This is a genomic window from Bradyrhizobium niftali, assembly GCF_004571025.1.
GTDB classification, from domain to species: domain Bacteria; phylum Pseudomonadota; class Alphaproteobacteria; order Rhizobiales; family Xanthobacteraceae; genus Bradyrhizobium; species Bradyrhizobium niftali.
On record NZ_SPQT01000023.1, the window covers coordinates 66,560 to 81,929 of the forward strand.

At 66.7% G+C, this 15,370-nt stretch carries 14 protein-coding genes; 6 read left to right on the forward strand and 8 right to left on the reverse strand.

Translation table 11 applies throughout. The features are described 5' to 3' along the window. Positions 1 to 14: 14 nt before the first annotated feature. The 4 genes from E4K65_RS32070 to E4K65_RS32085 all read right to left on the reverse strand — a co-directional run bounded on the left by E4K65_RS32070 (position 15) and on the right by E4K65_RS32085 (position 5,053). The gene (locus E4K65_RS32070; protein WP_135177534.1) at positions 15 to 1,106 is read right to left on the reverse strand and encodes a sensor histidine kinase; all 1,092 of its coding nucleotides are present in this window, start codon (positions 1,104 to 1,106) and stop codon (positions 15 to 17) included. Continuing rightward, a complete protein-coding gene (locus E4K65_RS32075) occupies positions 1,093 to 1,785 on the reverse strand; it encodes a response regulator transcription factor (protein ID WP_135177535.1) in 693 nt (230 codons plus the stop codon). Before E4K65_RS32075 ends, E4K65_RS32070 begins: the two co-directional genes overlap by 14 nt. A 100-nt stretch (positions 1,786 to 1,885) precedes the next feature. Next, positions 1,886 to 2,401: a hypothetical protein gene (locus E4K65_RS32080; RefSeq protein ID WP_135177536.1), complete on the reverse strand. Its 516-nt coding sequence runs from the start codon at positions 2,399 to 2,401 to the stop codon at positions 1,886 to 1,888. A 315-nt stretch (positions 2,402 to 2,716) separates the two neighbouring features. Next, positions 2,717 to 5,053, reverse strand: coding sequence for a Tex family protein (locus tag E4K65_RS32085; protein WP_167771310.1), 2,337 nt, complete (start codon positions 5,051 to 5,053; stop codon positions 2,717 to 2,719). A gap of 440 nt (positions 5,054 to 5,493) precedes the next feature. Between E4K65_RS32085 and atzD the strand changes: the two genes are divergently transcribed. Then, positions 5,494 to 6,606, forward strand: coding sequence for a cyanuric acid amidohydrolase (atzD, locus tag E4K65_RS32090; RefSeq protein ID WP_135177537.1), 1,113 nt, complete (start codon positions 5,494 to 5,496; stop codon positions 6,604 to 6,606). Positions 6,607 to 6,732: 126 nt separating this feature from the next. Continuing rightward, positions 6,733 to 8,202, forward strand: coding sequence for an amidase (locus E4K65_RS32095; protein ID WP_167771311.1), 1,470 nt, complete (start codon positions 6,733 to 6,735; stop codon positions 8,200 to 8,202). 39 nt (positions 8,203 to 8,241) lie between these two features. Here E4K65_RS32095 and E4K65_RS47705 read toward each other — a convergent pair whose 3' ends face one another. Next, positions 8,242 to 8,559 (reverse strand): hypothetical protein, encoded by a 318-nt coding sequence (locus E4K65_RS47705; RefSeq protein WP_027547125.1) that lies wholly within the window; start codon positions 8,557 to 8,559, stop codon positions 8,242 to 8,244. A gap of 147 nt (positions 8,560 to 8,706) precedes the next feature. On the opposite strand from E4K65_RS47705, the gene E4K65_RS32105 reads away from it, so the two are divergent. Together E4K65_RS32105 and E4K65_RS32110 are read left to right on the forward strand one after the other, a co-directional pair. Then, complete coding sequence (locus E4K65_RS32105) at positions 8,707 to 9,630, forward strand: PaaI family thioesterase (RefSeq protein ID WP_135177538.1); 924 nt, start codon at positions 8,707 to 8,709, stop codon at positions 9,628 to 9,630. A gap of 68 nt (positions 9,631 to 9,698) precedes the next feature. Further along, a complete protein-coding gene (locus E4K65_RS32110; RefSeq protein WP_167771312.1) occupies positions 9,699 to 10,064 on the forward strand; it encodes a hypothetical protein in 366 nt (121 codons plus the stop codon). Here E4K65_RS32110 and poxB read toward each other — a convergent pair. From poxB to E4K65_RS32125, 3 genes are all read right to left on the reverse strand, one after another. After that, positions 10,061 to 11,797 carry a ubiquinone-dependent pyruvate dehydrogenase gene (poxB, locus tag E4K65_RS32115; protein WP_135177539.1) on the reverse strand — a complete coding sequence of 579 codons (1,737 nt, stop codon included), beginning with the start codon at positions 11,795 to 11,797 and terminating at the stop codon, positions 10,061 to 10,063. The genes E4K65_RS32110 and poxB overlap by 4 nt on opposite strands. Positions 11,798 to 11,877: 80 nt before the next feature. Then, the gene (locus tag E4K65_RS32120; RefSeq protein ID WP_135177540.1) at positions 11,878 to 12,510 is read right to left on the reverse strand and encodes a 2-dehydro-3-deoxy-6-phosphogalactonate aldolase; all 633 of its coding nucleotides are present in this window, start codon (positions 12,508 to 12,510) and stop codon (positions 11,878 to 11,880) included. Positions 12,511 to 12,524: 14 nt separating this feature from the next. Continuing rightward, positions 12,525 to 13,439, reverse strand: a complete 915-nt coding sequence (locus E4K65_RS32125; RefSeq protein ID WP_135177541.1) for a 2-dehydro-3-deoxygalactonokinase — start codon at positions 13,437 to 13,439, stop codon at positions 12,525 to 12,527. Positions 13,440 to 13,655: 216 nt separating this feature from the next. On the opposite strand from E4K65_RS32125, the gene E4K65_RS32130 reads away from it, so the two are divergent. Continuing rightward, positions 13,656 to 14,753 carry an LLM class flavin-dependent oxidoreductase gene (locus E4K65_RS32130; RefSeq protein ID WP_167771313.1) on the forward strand — a complete coding sequence of 366 codons (1,098 nt, stop codon included), beginning with the start codon at positions 13,656 to 13,658 and terminating at the stop codon, positions 14,751 to 14,753. Between the two features lie 57 nt (positions 14,754 to 14,810). Then, the gene (locus E4K65_RS32135; protein WP_135177543.1) at positions 14,811 to 15,365 is read left to right on the forward strand and encodes a flavin reductase family protein; all 555 of its coding nucleotides are present in this window, start codon (positions 14,811 to 14,813) and stop codon (positions 15,363 to 15,365) included. Positions 15,366 to 15,370 lie beyond the last annotated feature (5 nt).

Sequence of the window (15,370 nt, forward strand, 5' to 3'; positions counted from 1 at the left end):
CGGTACGCGTGCGATCATGCAAGTTGGGTGCCGGGCTGCGCAGGCGGCGGAAACCGGAGCTGGACCGTCAGGCCCGGCGCATTGTCATGCAGCGCAATCTCGGCGCCATGAAGGCGCGCGACCGCGGCGACGAGGCTGAGACCCAGGCCGTTGCCCGGCGTGTAGCGGCTTTGTTCGAGCCGGTAGAACCGCTTGAAGACGTGGTCGCGCTGGTCGGCCGGAATGCCCGGACCGTCGTCGGCGATCGCGATCACGGCGCCGCCACCGGCGCCGCGGCAGGTCACCGTCACCTGCCCACCTTTGCAGCCGTGCTTGATCGCGTTGTCGACGAGATTGGCGACGGCATCGAACAGCAGGTCGCGGTCGCCCGTGATCGCGACCTCGCGGTCGCCGCCGAGGCTGAGACGCGTCGAAACCTGCTCGGCGGCGGCGTCGTAGAGCTCGACGACCTCGCCGGCGATCTCGGCGAGATCAAGCGCGCGGAAGGCGCTCCTGCGGGCGCGGGTCTCGATCTCCGAGATCCGGGTGATGGAGGCGAACATGCCGAGCACGGCGTCGAGATCGGCGATGGTGTCGCCGATCAGCGCGGCGTCTGCCTCGCTGTTGCGCGGAGTATGATAGGCCTTTTCCAGCCGGCCGCGCATCCGCGTCAGCGGGGTGCGCAGATCGTGGGCGACGTTGTCGCTGACCTGCTTGACCTCGCCCATCAGCGTCTCGATGCGGTCGAGCATCTGGTTGAGGTTTTCGGCGACGCGGTCCCACTCGTCGTGGCTGCCGCGCAAGGGAATGCGGCGGTCGAGACCGGACAGCATGATGGCACGGCTGGTGGCGTTGATCTCCTCGATCCGCCCCACCGTGCGCCGGGTCACCAGCACGGCTGCGAGCCCGGCGAGCACCAGGAGCAGCACCGCGACCGCGACCATGGCGAGTTCGATCGTGCCGGTGAAGCCATCGTGATCGCCGGCGGTGCCGAGCCGGCTCTCGACATAGGCGAGCGTGCCGAAATAGACATAAGCCATGATCGCCGCGACGATCAGCCCGAACGCCGCGATCGCGATCAGCGCCAGGCGGAAGGTCGAGGAATGAAGCGTCTTAGCCAGGAGCACGGAGACAATATCCGATGCCGCGGATGGTATGGATCAGCGGATAGGCCTGGGCATCGTCGACCTTGCGGCGGACGCGCCCGACATAGACGTCGATGATGTTGGTGGAGGGATCGAAATGCAGGTCCCAGACGTGCTGGAGCAGCATCGCGCGCGAGACGACGCGGCCCTCGTTGCGGACGAGATATTCGAGCAGCTGAAACTCGCGCGGCAGCAGCGGAATTTTGCGGCCGCGGCGGCTAGCGTTGCGCGCGATCAGGTCGATGGCGAGGTCGCCGACCCGCAGCAGCGTCTCCTTGGCGATGGTCTCGCTGCGGCGGCCGAGCGCCTCGAGCCGCGCAAGCAGCTCGACGAAGGAGAACGGCTTGACGAGATAGTCGTCCCCGCCGGCGCGCAGGCCGCGCACGCGGTCGTCCACCTCGCCGAGCGCCGAAATAATCAGGAAGGGCGCGGCGATGCCGTCGTCGCGCAATTGGCGCATCACGGCGATGCCGTCGATGTCGGGCAGCATGCGGTCGATCGTGATCACGGCATAGTCGCGCGCGGCGCCCTGGCTCAGGGCTTCGCGCCCCGTGGCGGCGAGATCGACCTCATAGCCGGAGGTCGTCAACTCTTCGACGAGTTGGCCTGCGGTTTCCGGATCGTCCTCGACGACCAGGATGCGGCGGTGACCTCCGGTCATGCAAGACTCCACGCGACGATCGCCACCAGACTATCCCGTTCCGGGGCTGAGCGGAACCGCCTGATGGCGATCGCGACAATGGTGCGGTACGGCGATGCGACTACCAATAGTCTCCGCACACATTGACCCATTGCCACCCATAGGGCGTCCAGCTCCTGCGCCAGCAACCGTCGTAGTAGCCAGCGTAGATGAAAGGTGCTCCGAAGAAGAAGCGATGGTGGTGCCGGAAGAAGGCGTGGCGGCCGATGAAGGGCCTGCCGTGCCAGCCGGCGCCGGCAAAGCGCGGCCCAAAGGCGGCGCGGGTCGCTAGCGGAGCCGCGGCAAAGCGAGGTCCAATGGCGGCGTGGGCGGCCATTGGCGAACCGACGAAGCGGGCACCACCAGCGCCGCCCATCCCGCTAAATCGCATGCCCCCGCCACCCATGCCGCCACCACCGACATGCATGCCGCCACCACCGAAGTGGCCACCGCCGCCAAAGCCGCCATGTCCTCCGCCGCCGAAGCCGCCGTGTCCTCCGCCGCCGAAACCACCACCTCGGGCGAGAACGGGCGAAGCGACCGCCAACGTCGCGGCCATGGCCGCCGCGACGATGCCGGTGAGAAGCCTGCTGTGCATCTGAATATCCTCCTTGTCGCGGCGACGGTCGCGCCGCTCCAGGGGATCAGATGAGGAAAATGCGCCCTAACCTTCAACTTACAAATGCGCCAGATTCTGACGCGGGTGTTAGGGAGGCGGACCGCCGAACTCTCCTCGTCATTGCGAGGAGCCCTTGCGACGAAGCAATCCGGACCGTCCAGGCGGAGGCAGTCTGGATTGCTTCGCTGCGCTCGCAATGACGACGTGGGTAGAATTCGCCGTACGTCGACGAGCTCAACTCGCGGAGGCTTTCCGACCTCTCCCCGCAACGAGCGGGGAGAGGTAAGAGACGTCTCACGCCCGTTTGCCGTTGTTCTTCTCCGCCGCGCGGCGCAGGGCTTCGGCGAGTGCGCCGCCGCCGGAGGATTCCTGCTTGCGCGGCGCCGACGAGGTCATGCGGGATGGATTGCGCGCGCCATTGTCGCGCTGCATGCCGGGGGCGTCCTTCTTGGCACCGACCTCGTCGTCGAGCCGCAGGGTCAGCGAGATACGCTTGCGGGCGACCTCGAAGTCCAGCACCTTCACCTTGACGATGTCGCCGGGCTTCACCACCTCGCGCGGATCCTTGATGAAGGTCTTCGACATCGCCGAGATGTGCACGAGACCGTCCTGGTGCACGCCGATGTCGACGAAGGCGCCGAAGGCGGCGACGTTGGTCACGGTGCCCTCGAGGATCATGCCCTTCTTGAGATCCTTGATCTCCTCGACACCTTCCTTGAACACGGCGGCCTTGAACGCCGGACGGGGGTCGCGGCCGGGCTTTTCGAGCTCGCGCAGGATGTCGGTGACGGTCGGCAGGCCGAAGGTCTCGTCGACGAAATCCTTCGGCTTCAGCGTGCGCACGATCTCGCTGCTGCCGATCAGCGCCTTGATGTCGCTCTTGGTGGCCGCGAGAATCCGGCGCACCACCGGATAGGCTTCCGGATGCACACCGGAGGCATCGAGCGGATCCTCGCCGCCGAGAATGCGCAAGAAGCCCGCGCACTGTTCGAACGCCTTCGGCCCGAGCCGCGGCACGTCCTTGAGCGCCTTGCGCGACTTGAACGGGCCATTGGCGTCACGATGTGCCACGATGCTCTGCGCAAGGCCCGAGCCCACGCCCGACACGCGGGCGAGCAGCGGCGCCGAGGCGGTGTTGACGTCGACGCCGACGGCGTTCACGCAGTCTTCGACCACGGCATCGAGCGACTTGGCGAGCTTGGCTTGGCCGAGGTCGTGCTGATACTGGCCGACGCCGATCGCCTTCGGCTCGATCTTGACGAGCTCGGCGAGCGGATCCTGGAGCCGCCGCGCGATCGAGACCGCACCGCGCAGGGTGACGTCGAGACCGGGCAGCTCCTCCGAGGCAAAGGCCGAGGCCGAATAGACCGACGCGCCGGCTTCCGACACCACGATCTTGTTCATCTTCAGCTCGGCCAGGCCCTTGACGAGATCGCCTGCGAGCTTGTCGGTCTCGCGCGAGGCCGTACCGTTGCCGATCGCGATCAGCTCGACACGGTGCTTCAGCGCGAGCTTGCCGAGGATCGCGAGCGACTCGTTCCACTGCCGCTGCGGCTCGTGCGGATAGATCACGGCGGTATCGACGACCTTGCCGGTCGCGTCGGTGACGGCGACCTTGACGCCGGTGCGGTAGCCGGGATCGAGCCCCATGGTGACGCGGGTGCCGGCGGGCGCGGCCAGCAGCAGGTCGCGCAAATTGGACGCGAACACGCGCACGGCCTCGGTCTCGGCCGCATTCCACAGCCGCATGCGCAGGTCGATGTTGAGATGCACCTGGATCTTGGTGCGCCAGGCCCAGCGCACGGTGTCGATCAGCCAGCGGTCGCCGGCGCGCTTGAGGTCGGCGATGCCGAACCGCTTCATGATCTTCAATTCATAGGCGCTCGGCACGCCCGGTGGCGGCGCTTCCGCCTCGGCCTGAATCTGCAGATCGAGGATTTCTTCCTTCTCGCCGCGGAACATCGCCAGGATGCGGTGCGAGGGCAGCCGGGTCAGCGGCTCGGAGAACTCGAAATAGTCGGCGAATTTCTCGCCCTCGGTCTTCTTGCCGTCGCGCACCTTGGAGGCCATGCGCGCATTGGTCCACATCTCCTCGCGCAAGGCACCGATCAGGTCGGCGTCTTCGTCAAACCGCTCGACCAGGATGGCGCGGGCGCCATCAAGTGCGGCGGCGGCGTCAGCCACACCCTTCTCGGCGTTGATGAAGCCTTCCGCCACGACCTTGGGGTCGTTGCCGGGCTCCGCCATCAGTTGATTGGCGAGCGGCTCGAGACCGGCTTCCTTGGCTATCTCGGCCTTGGTGCGGCGCTTCGGCTTGAACGGCAGATAGATGTCTTCCAGGCGCGCCTTGCTGTCGGCGGCCATGATCGTGGCTTCGAGTGCGGCATCGAGCTTGCCCTGCTCGCGGACCGATTCGAGGATCGCCTTGCGGCGGTCTTCGAGCTCGCGCAGGTAGCCCAGGCGCTCCTCCAGGGTGCGCAATTGCGCGTCGTCGAGCGCACCGGTCGCTTCCTTGCGGTAGCGGGCGATGAAGGGAACCGTGGCGCCGCCGTCGAGCAACGTCACTGTCGCCTCGACCTGCTCCGCCCGTACCCCAAGCTCCTGCGCAATTTTCTGGTTGATATTTGCCACGCGAGAATCCCTCTCTCCAAGCACGCGACGCAAACCGAAATCCGGTCGCGGGACGCCGCTTATGGACCAACCGAGGTTGATTCATCAAGGTGCCGCGCGCAACCGTCGACAGACGATTTTTTTGTCGAACCGATGCGATCTCGCCACAATCGTGGGGATGGCGAAGGCTCCTCTGTTGCGTTGCGCCGGACCAAAATAGCAGCCCCGTCATCCTGAGGTGCGCACGCCGCAGCGCGCATAGCGCTGCGGAGGAAGCCTCGAAGGATGAACGGCCGAGATACAGCCGGGCCGTGCATCCTTCGAGGCTCGCCCAGCGACGCGTTGCGCCGCAGGGCTCGCACCTCAGGATGACGGATGAAAGGTTGCTGCCAGTGGCTTGACATCCGCCTCCGTTCCACGGCTGTTTGCACCGCCGGACCACCGAACTCTGAGGACCAGCAATGCGGACGACATCGGTCGGCGTCATCAGGATCGTCACCAAGGGCCCAGGCGACGTCTCCGGCCTCATGGCCATGATCGGCGCCGGCGCGATCGATCCGAGGGAGATCCTCGCCATCCTCGGCAAGACCGAGGGCAATGGCGGCGTCAACGACTTTACCCGGGAATATGCCGTCGCCGCGCTGTGCACGGCGCTGGCGCCACAGCTCAGCCTGTCCCCGGAGGAGGTCGAGCAGCGCATCGCCTTCGTGATGTCGGGTGGCACCGAAGGCGTGCTCAGCCCGCACATCACCGTGTTCACGCGCCGCGAGGTCGAGCGGCCGCCGGCGGGCTTGTCGGGCAAGCGCCTGAGCATCGGCATGGCGCACACGCGGGACTTCCTGCCCGAGGAGCTCGGACGCGCCGCGCAGATCGCTGAGACGGCCGCGGCCGTGAGGGCCGCGATGGCGGACGCCGGCATCACCGACCCCGCCGACGTCCATTTCGTGCAGATCAAGTGCCCGCTGCTCACCAGCGATCGCGTCGAGGCCGCAAGCGCACGCGGCCACAAGACGGCGACGACCAGCGCCTACGGCTCGATGGCCTATTCGCGCGGCGCCTCCGCGCTCGGCGTTGCGGTCGCGCTCGGCGAGACCGGCTCCGACATCAGCGACGAGGACGTGCTGCGCCGCTACGATCTGTTCTCCAAGGTGGCGTCCACCTCGGCCGGAATCGAGCTGATGCACAACGTCGTCATCGTGCTCGGCAATTCGGCGGCATCGGTCAGCGAATTCGAGATCGGCCACGCCGTGATGAGCGATGCGATCGACGCCGCCGCAGTGACGTCGGCGCTGAAGAGCGTCGGGCTTGGCGTCGCGCCACAAGCGGAAGCCGGCCGCGAGCTCGTCAACATCTTCGCCAAGGCGGAAGCCTCGCCTGATGGCAGCGTGCGCGGCTTTCGCCACACCATGCTGGAGGACACCGACATCAGCTCGACGCGCCACGCCCGCGCCGCGGTCGGCGGCCTGATCGCAGGCCTTGCCGGCACCGGCGCGGTCTACGTTTCCGGTGGCGCCGAGCATCAGGGCCCCGCGGGCGGCGGGCCGGTTGCGGTGATCGCGCGACTATCGGATTGAGACGGCCGGCCTCCCTGGTCGTGCGACCTCTCCGCCCCATGCAACCCTGCCCTTCGCGCCGGCTCAGTTGATTCACGCAGGGTCCATGCGAAAGGAAGGAACGTCGCATCTAGGGAATTGAATTTCATGACTTTGCCGATGAGCTGGAACGAGTGGGCGCAGCACGATGGCGTGGGGCTGGCGGCGCGCGTCCGCAAAGGCGAGCTGACGCCGAAGGACCTGGCCCGCCAGGCCGCTGCTGCCGTCGCCAAGGTCAATCCGGCGCTGTCGGGCGTGGTCGAGCTGTTCGAGGACGTGATCGCCGACCCGGCCAGGGACGGCGCCAACCTCGCCGGCCCGTTCGCCGGCCTGCCCTTCCTGATGAAGGATCTCGGGCCGACCATGAAGGGCCGGCTCCAGGAGATGGGCTCGCTGCTGATGCGCGGCAATCGCGCGAGCGCCGACACGTTCCTGACCGGCAAATTCCGCCAGGCCGGACTGAACCTGATCGGGCGCACCACGACGCCGGAATTCGGCGTGTGCAGCTCGGCCGACAATCCGGCCGTCTACGTCACGCGCAATCCCTGGAATACCGACTACACCACCTGCGGCTCGTCGGCGGGCAGCGCCGCGATGGTTGCCGCCGGCGTGGTGCCGATCGCGCATGCGACCGACGGCGGCGGCTCGATCCGCATTCCCGCCGGCGTCAACGGCAATATCGGGCTGAAGGTCTCGCGCGGCGTGTTCTCGCTCGCCCCGCACATGTCCGACCTCACCGGGCTCGTGTCGATCCAGGGCTGCCAGTCGCGCTCGGTGCGCGACACCGCCGCCTTCGTCGATCACGCCCGCGGGCCTGCGCCCGGCGAGTTCATGCCGTTCTGGACCACGGCGCAGCCCTATTCCGAGATGATCAAGCGCGATCCTGGCAAGCTTCGCATCGCGCTGTCGCACACATGGGGCGACTACACCGCGACGCCTGAGATCGCGGCCGAGCTGGAGAAGACCGGCCGCTTCCTCGAAGGCCTCGGTCATCACGTCGACTATGCGCTGCCCGAGCTCGATTTCCGCGCCGCGTTCGCGGCGCAGACGACCTGCTACATCTCGAATTTCGCGGTGGTGATCTCCAACATGCTCGCCGCGCGCGGACTCGAAAAGCCGCCGGAAGATCTCATCGAGCCCATGAACGTCAGGATCTGGGAAGCCGGCCGGCACACGAGCTTCGCCGAGCGGGCGAAGATGCAGGGCGTGTTCAACACAACGTCACGCGGCTTCGGCGCGTTCTTCGAGCAATGGGACGTGATCCTGACGCCGATCACCGCGCTGCCGACGCCGAAGGTCGGCACCAGGGAATATCTCACCATCTCCGACAATCCCGACGTGCTCGACTGGTTCGGCAATCTCTGGCGCTTCTTCGCCTTCACGCCGCTCGCCAATCTCTGCGGCATGCCGGCGATCTCGATGCCGATGGCAACCCAGGACCACGACCTGCCGCTCGGCATCCAGGCGATCGCCAAGCAGGCCAATGACGGCCTGCTCCTGCAACTCGCCGCCCAGATCGAGCGCGCGCTCGACGGCAAGTGGAACGGCGGCAGGAAACCGAAGGTGCATGTGAGCTGAGGAGCTGCGATCGCGGCGACATGCGACCGCGATGCCGCCTCAGTTCTTCACCGCCGGGATCTCCTCATTCGGCTGCTGCTGCCCCTGCTTGTACATCGCGAGCGCCTTGTCGAGCGCTTCGCGCAAGGCAAGCGCCGCGGCCACGCTGCAACGCAAGTGCGCGGTCTGGATCACGTCGACCCTGACCGCGGCGCCAACCGGCATCAGCAAGTTCGCGGCGAGCTCGATCTGGATCGCGCCGTTGTGATGGCCGAAACAGGACGCACCGTCGAAATAGATGATCGGCGCCCGCTCGGAGCTCGAGCTCGAAATGGTGACCGGCCCCTGATTGGTGCCGGGTGTTTCGGGGTCGGCCATAAGCGCTCCTTGCGGCTAGTCGAACGAACGAAGCGCCCACCATCGGCGCTTCGACCCGCCCTGTCGAGGCCCAACCGCCGGCAGACCTGCCACATGACGCGTATTCGGGGTTTTGCGCGGCGCCCGGCACTGGTCTAGAACATCGCCATGTCCAGCTCATCGACGCCAAGCCTGCCTGCCACGCTCCCGTTCGAGGAACTCGCCGAGGCCATCAAGGGCCGCCGCTCCGACTACGGCCATATCAGCGGGCTCCAGCTCGACCGCTTCGCACCCGGCGAGGCCTGGTCCAGCCTGCCCTACCGTCCCGTCTTCGTCGGCGACACCGAGACCGGGGTGCTGCATGGTGGCGTCGTCACCGCGATGCTGGACGAGAGCTGCGGCATGGCGGTGCAGCTCGCGCTCGACGGCACGCGCGCGATCGCAACCCTCGACCTGCGTATCGACTATCAGAAGCCGGCGACGCCGGGCCTCGACATCAAGGCGCATTCGGTCTGCTACCGCACCACGCGCTCGATCGCCTTCGTGCGCTCCACCGCGTATCAGGAGTCCGAGGACGATCCGGTCGCGACCGCGACCGCCTGCTTCATGATCGGAGCCAATCGCACCAACATGCTCGCCGACCGCAGGATGGATTCGCGCAGCATCCCGACCCTGGAGGCGCCGGAGGATCCGGATGGCCCATTCGCCCGCAGCCCGTTCGCGCGCTGCCTCGGCATCCGCGTCAACGACGACGGCACGCTGACGATGCCGTTCTCGCCGAAGATCATTGGTAACCCGATCCTGCCCGCGATCCACGGCGGCATGACCGGCGCCTTCCTCGAGACCACGGCGATCATCGGGGTGGCGCACGAGCTCGGCGCCGCCGCGCCGCCCAAGCCGATCGGGCTGACCATCAACTACTTGCGCTCCGGCCGCGCGCTCGACAGCTTTGCCAATGTCTCGATCGTGAAGCAGGGCCGACGCATCGTCGCCTTCGAGGCGCGGGCCTGGCAGGACGACGCGGACAAGCCGATCGCCACCGCCTTCGGCCATTTCATGCTGCGGCCAACGCCCGGAAGTGACGAGGAATAGGCGCATTTTCCCTTGACGGCGAGGGACCGGGCCACAACGATAGCGTGGTTCCTGCGAGAGGTATTGGATTGCGGCATCCGCTCGACATCGTCGCCATGTTCGCCGCGCTCTGGCTGCTGGCGTCGATGGTGCTCGACGCGGTGACGCCGAAGGAGCTGACCGCGGTGATGATCGGCATCGCGATCGGGCCTGCCGTGGTCATCACCGCGGTGTTCTACTATCTGCGCTGCCCGCGCACGGATTTCGCGGTGATGTTCGCCGCGCTGTGGCTGATCTCGGACATCGCCATCGCCTTCATCTCGCCGAAGGAGCTGCCGCATTTCCTGATCGTGCTCGGCTTCGTGCCGGCCCTGCTGATCGGCGGCGTCCTGCACTGGCAGCGCTTCCAGCACCGCCACGAGCGGCTGCCCGCGCCTTCGGTGAAGCGGGGCTAGCGCGGCAAGAGGTTGGTCTTCGCGAGATCCAGCACCTCGTCGCCACGGCCGTTCATCACCGCGCGCAGCACCCAGAGGCTGAAACCCTTGATCTGCTCGGGCGTGATGGTCGGCGGCATCGACAGCTCCTGCTTGGCGGTGACGACGTCGAGCAGCGCCGGCCCGTTGTGAGCCAGCATCTCCTTCATCGCGCCCGGGAGCTCGCCGGGGTCCTCGACGCGCTTCGCGAAGATCCCCATTGCGCGCGCCATCGCGGCGAAATCAGGATTTTGCAGGTCGACATTGGTGTCGACGAAGCCGGCGGCTTTCATCTCCAGCGCGACGAAGCCGAGCACGCCGTTGTTGAAGACGACGACCTTCACCGGCAGCTTCATCTGCGTCAGCGTGATCAGATCGCCCATCAGCATGGTGAAGCCGCCGTCGCCCGAGAGCGAGATCACCTGACGGCCGGGCTGCGAGGCCTGCGCCCCGATCGCCTGCGGCATCGCGTTGGCCATCGAGCCGTGCACGAAAGAGCCGATCAGCCGGCGTCGACCGTTCATCTCGAGATAGCGCGCCGCCCACACCGTGGGCGTGCCGACATCGGCGGTGAACACGGCATCCTCGGACGCATGGTCGCTGATGACCTTTGCGAGATATTGCGGATGGATCGGCTTGCTGCCGGGGGTGCCCCTGGCGAGCGAGTCCAACCCTTCGCGCGCCTTCCTGTAATGCGCAGCGGCATCGTCGAGATGCTTGCGCTGCGTCTTCGTCTTCAACAGCGGCAGCAGCGCCTCGATGGTCAGCTTGACGTCACCGACGAGGCCGAGGTCGATCCTGCACCGCCGTCCCAGATTTTCCGGGCGGATGTCGATCTGCGCAATCTGGCAGTCGGTCGGGAAGAACTGCTTGTAGGGGAAATCGGTGCCGAGCATCACCAGCGCGTCGCAGGCATGCATGGCGGCATAGCCGGAGGAGAAGCCGATGAAGCCGGTCATGCCGACATCGTAGGGATTTTCGTATTCGACGTGCTCCTTGCCGCCGAGCGCATGCACGATCGGGCTCTTCAAGGCTTCCGCAAGCTGCATCAACGGGGCATGCGCGCCGGCGCAGCCACGGCCGCAGAACAGCGTGATGCGCTCGGCACCGTTCAGGAGGTCGGCCAGCGCCTTCAGCTCATCGGCCGCAGGCACGACCCTCGGCGCCGACAGCGCGAGCCCCCGCGCCGTCGAGAGCGCGCGCTTCGGCGGGGCGCGGAAAGCGACGTCGCCGGGCATGGCGATGACGGCGACGCCGCGCAGGCCCACGGCCGCGCGGATGGCGTTCTCGATCACGAAAGGAAGCTGGCTCGCATCCGAGACCAGCTCGCAATAATGACTGCATTCCCGGAACAGGTTTTGCGGATGGGTCTCCTGAAAGTAGCCGCCGCCGATTTCGGCCGACGGAATCTGCGCCGCGATCGCCAGCACGGGGACGCGGCTGCGATGCGCGTCGAACAGGCCGTTGATGAGATGCAGATTGCCCGGGCCGCAGGAACCCGCGCAGACGGCAAGGCTTCCGGTCATCTCGGCTTCGCCGGCGGCTGCGAACGCCGCAACCTCCTCGTGCCGGACATGGACCCATTCGATGGTGCCGCGGCGCCGCAGCGCCTCCGTAAAAGCATTCAGGCTGTCGCCGACGATGCCGTAGATCCGCTTGACGCCGGCCTGTTCGAGCGTTGCCACGAACAGATCGGCCACGTTGTTGATCGCCACGTCGGTCTCCTGATCTCGCTGGTACGGCAAGATAGGATAATGCGCGACCGTGACGGGATCACGGCTGGTTTATTGCGAGGTCAGTCTTTCGCAATCGCCCGATCGTAGGCCGCGATCGTCACCTTTGCGCGAGCTGCGACATCCGCCGCATTCATGCCGGGCTTATAGAGGCCGGAGCCGAGCCCGAATGCGGTCACGCCGCCCTTGATATACTCCGCAAAATTCTGGTCGGAGACGCCGCCGACGGCTGCGATCATCACGCCGGCCGGCAGCACCGCGCGAATCGCGGCAATGCCGGATGCGCCGAGCACGCTTGCCGGAAAGAATTTCAGGCCCGATGCGCCCGAGCGCGCGGCAAGCAGCGCCTCGGTCGGCGAGAACACGCCCGGCAAGGTCACCATGGCGTACTGATGGGCACGCGCGAGCACCTGCGTATCCACATTCGGCGAGACCATCAGCTTACCGCCGACGTCATTGAGACGATCGACATCTGCGGTGGTCAGCACCGTGCCGGCGCCGATCAGCACGCCGGCCGGCGCGAGCTTCGCGGCGGTGGCGATCGAGCGGAACGGGTCGGGCGAATTCAGCGGGATCTCGATCGCCGTCATGCCGGCCTCGATCAACACGCTGACGATCGCCTCGGCCTCCTCCGGCTTCACGCCACGGAGGATCGCGACCAGCGGCCGCTGCATCGGGGGAAAGGGAATGCTCATCTCAAGAATCCTTCTTAACTCGTCCAGATGGCCGCGGCTGCCATCGACAGGCCGCGGCGGACGGCTTCATCCGCATCGATCGGCGTCACGATCACCGGCAGCGCGTCGAAGGCGAGCCGGTACAGCATGGCGAGCCGCCCCGAGGCAATCAACGTGACGCCGGCTTTCGGCACGGCGCCGGAGAGACCCGCCGCCAGCTCGACACCGATCAAGGTGCCCGACAGCGTCTCGCGCGCCGCAGCCGGCGTACCGCCGAACAGCAGCTGCCGCGACCGCGCACCGAAGAGGAGATTGGCCGCAAAGGCCGGCGCCTCAAACGCGGCTTTCACCGCCGCCTTGAAGCTCGCGACATCCTCGGCGTCATCGGCACCGGCGACCGCGAGCGACAGGATCGTCTCGCGCGACACGACGCTGAACAGCTCGCCGGTCATGAAGGTGGAGAAATGCGCGACCGTGCCGTCTTTCACCCGCACCCATTTCGAATGCGTTCCGGGCATGCAGACCAGCGCTTCGCCGGCGGCCGCGAGGCCGAGCGCGCCGAGCAATTGCGTCTCCTCGCCGCGCATCACATCCGGTGCCTTGACGTCGCGCTGCGCGATGCCGGGCAGGATGCGGATATCACGCGCCCCGCCCGGCACGCGCACGGCCTGCTTCAGGATGGCGGCGAGCGGCGCCGGCGTGTCGACATAGCCGGCCTCGACCCAGCCGGTCTTGGCGCCGGCCATGCCGCAGACCAGAACGGGCAGATGATCCGGCGCTTCGATCGCCGCAAGATGCGATTGCAGCACGCCGGCAAATCCGATCTTGGCCGCCGCCAGCATGCCTTCATCGCTACGGCGTTCGGCCAGGACCCGGCCGGCCCGATCGATCAGCCACAGGCGGAAGCTGCTGGTGCCCCAGTCCACCGCAACATAGGCGGGTTCGCTCATCTCGGTTCTTGTCCTCGTCTCACCGGCAAGACGCCGTCTCGCGACAATGAGACGACGGCCAGCAAATTCGCCCCGGGATATCGGCTATTGCCACCGCAAACCAGCGTTTTCTCGCAGGCCTGAGACGCTGCCGCGCTGGCACACCGCTTGCTCATGCCTCTCCGCTCACATCCGTGAACCGCGCAGCAAGACGCGTCAACTATGGAGAGGAAACCCATGGAGATCGGCTATTTCACGATGCCTTCGCATCCGCCGGAGTGCGGCCTGAAGGAAGGAAACGACTGGGACCTGCAAGTCATGCGCTGGCTCGACGAGCTCGGCTATCAGGAGGCCTGGGTCGGCGAGCACCACACCGCACCATGGGAACCCAATCCCACGCCGGATCTCCTGATCGCGCAGGCGTTGATGCAGACCAAGCGCCTGCGCATCGGGCCGGGCGGCTTCCTGCTGCCCTATCACCACCCGGCCGAGCTCGCCAACCGCGTCGCCATGCTCGACCACATGTCCGAAGGCCGGCTCAATTTCGGCGTCGCGGCCAGCGGCCTGCCGAGCGACTGGGCGATGTTCAACGTCGACGGCATGAGCGGGCAGAACCGCGACATGACTCGCGAAGCGCTGGAGATCATCCTGAAGATGTGGACCGATCCCGCGCCCTGGACCTACAAGGGCAAATTCTGGACGGTGACCAAGCCGGACACGATGTTCGACTTCCTCAAGCCTCACATCAAGCCGCTGCAGGCACCGCATCCGCCGATCGGCGTCGCCGGGCTGTCGAAGAACTCGGACACGCTGAAGCTCGCCGGCGAGCGCGGCTTCATCCCGATGAGCCTCAACCTCAATCCCGCCTATGTCGGCAGCCATTGGGATTCGGTCGAGATCGGTGCGGCGAAGACCGGCCGCAAGCCGAACCGGCAGGACTGGCGGCTGGTGCGCGAAGTCTTCGTCGCCGACACCGACGCGGAGGCCTGGAAGCTCTCGACCGGCGACATGATGGGCCGGATGATGCACGAGTACTTCCTGCCCCTGCTCGGCCATTTCGGCTTCAAGGACTACCTGAAGCACGCGCCCGACGTGCCCGACAGCGACGTCACCGTCGAATATTGCGCCAAGCGGAACTGGATCGTCGGCTCGCCCGCGACAGTCGCCGAGAAGATCGAGAAGATCTACGACGAGGTCGGCGGCTTCGGCGTGCTGCTGGTGTTCGGCTTCGATTACAAGCACAAGGCCGAGGCCTGGCACCACTCGCTCTCGCTGCTCAGCAACGAGGTGATGCCGCGCCTGAAGCATCTCGGCTCCGCGAAGAAGGCGGCTTGACCCGACGCGGATGCGGCGCGATCGTGCCGCATCCGCACCCGTTTCGGAGATTTCCACGTGAGCGTGGACGCAAAGGATTTCAAGCATGCGATGCGCCAATGCGCCGGCGCCGTCGCGCTGGTCACGGTCAGTGCCGAGCACGGCAAGCGCACCGGGCTCACGGTCACGTCGGCCTGCTCGCTGTCGGACAATCCACCGTCGCTGATCGTCTGCGTCAACCGCAACGCCAGCGCGCATGCGCGCATCCGCGAGGAAGGCGCCTTCGCGATCAACTTCTTGCACGAGGACCACGCGCTGCTGGCGCTCACCTTCAGCGGCCAGAAGGGCGTCAATGGCGACGACCGCTTTGCGTTCGGGCAATGGACGCGCGGGGCCACCGGCGCACCGGTGCTGACGGATGCGGTAGCCGCGTTCGATTGCGAACTGGCGCAGGAGTTCGAGACCAAGACGCATTCGATCTTCGTCGGCGAGGTCCGCGGGGTGTCGCATTCCGACGGGGCTGCACCGCTCGTCTATCTGCGCAGCAGCTTCCACGTTCCTCACGAAATCCGCGGCACCGTGACAGTCGGCGACCTCGATTCACGGCATCTGAGCTGGACGGATTTTTCGTAAGGGCG

Coding starts and splice junctions, on each gene's coding strand:
- E4K65_RS47705 (WP_027547125.1), bottom strand. CDS start 8,559: ATGGCCGACCCCGAAACACCCGGCACCAATCAGGGGCCGGTCACCATT.
- E4K65_RS32130 (WP_167771313.1), top strand. CDS start 13,656: ATGGAGATCGGCTATTTCACGATGCCTTCGCATCCGCCGGAGTGCGGC.
- E4K65_RS32080 (WP_135177536.1), bottom strand. CDS start 2,401: ATGCACAGCAGGCTTCTCACCGGCATCGTCGCGGCGGCCATGGCCGCG.
- E4K65_RS32095 (WP_167771311.1), top strand. CDS start 6,733: ATGACTTTGCCGATGAGCTGGAACGAGTGGGCGCAGCACGATGGCGTG.
- E4K65_RS32125 (WP_135177541.1), bottom strand. CDS start 13,439: ATGAGCGAACCCGCCTATGTTGCGGTGGACTGGGGCACCAGCAGCTTC.
- atzD (WP_135177537.1), top strand. CDS start 5,494: ATGCGGACGACATCGGTCGGCGTCATCAGGATCGTCACCAAGGGCCCA.
- E4K65_RS32075 (WP_135177535.1), bottom strand. CDS start 1,785: ATGACCGGAGGTCACCGCCGCATCCTGGTCGTCGAGGACGATCCGGAA.
- E4K65_RS32105 (WP_135177538.1), top strand. CDS start 8,707: ATGTCCAGCTCATCGACGCCAAGCCTGCCTGCCACGCTCCCGTTCGAG.
- E4K65_RS32120 (WP_135177540.1), bottom strand. CDS start 12,510: ATGAGCATTCCCTTTCCCCCGATGCAGCGGCCGCTGGTCGCGATCCTC.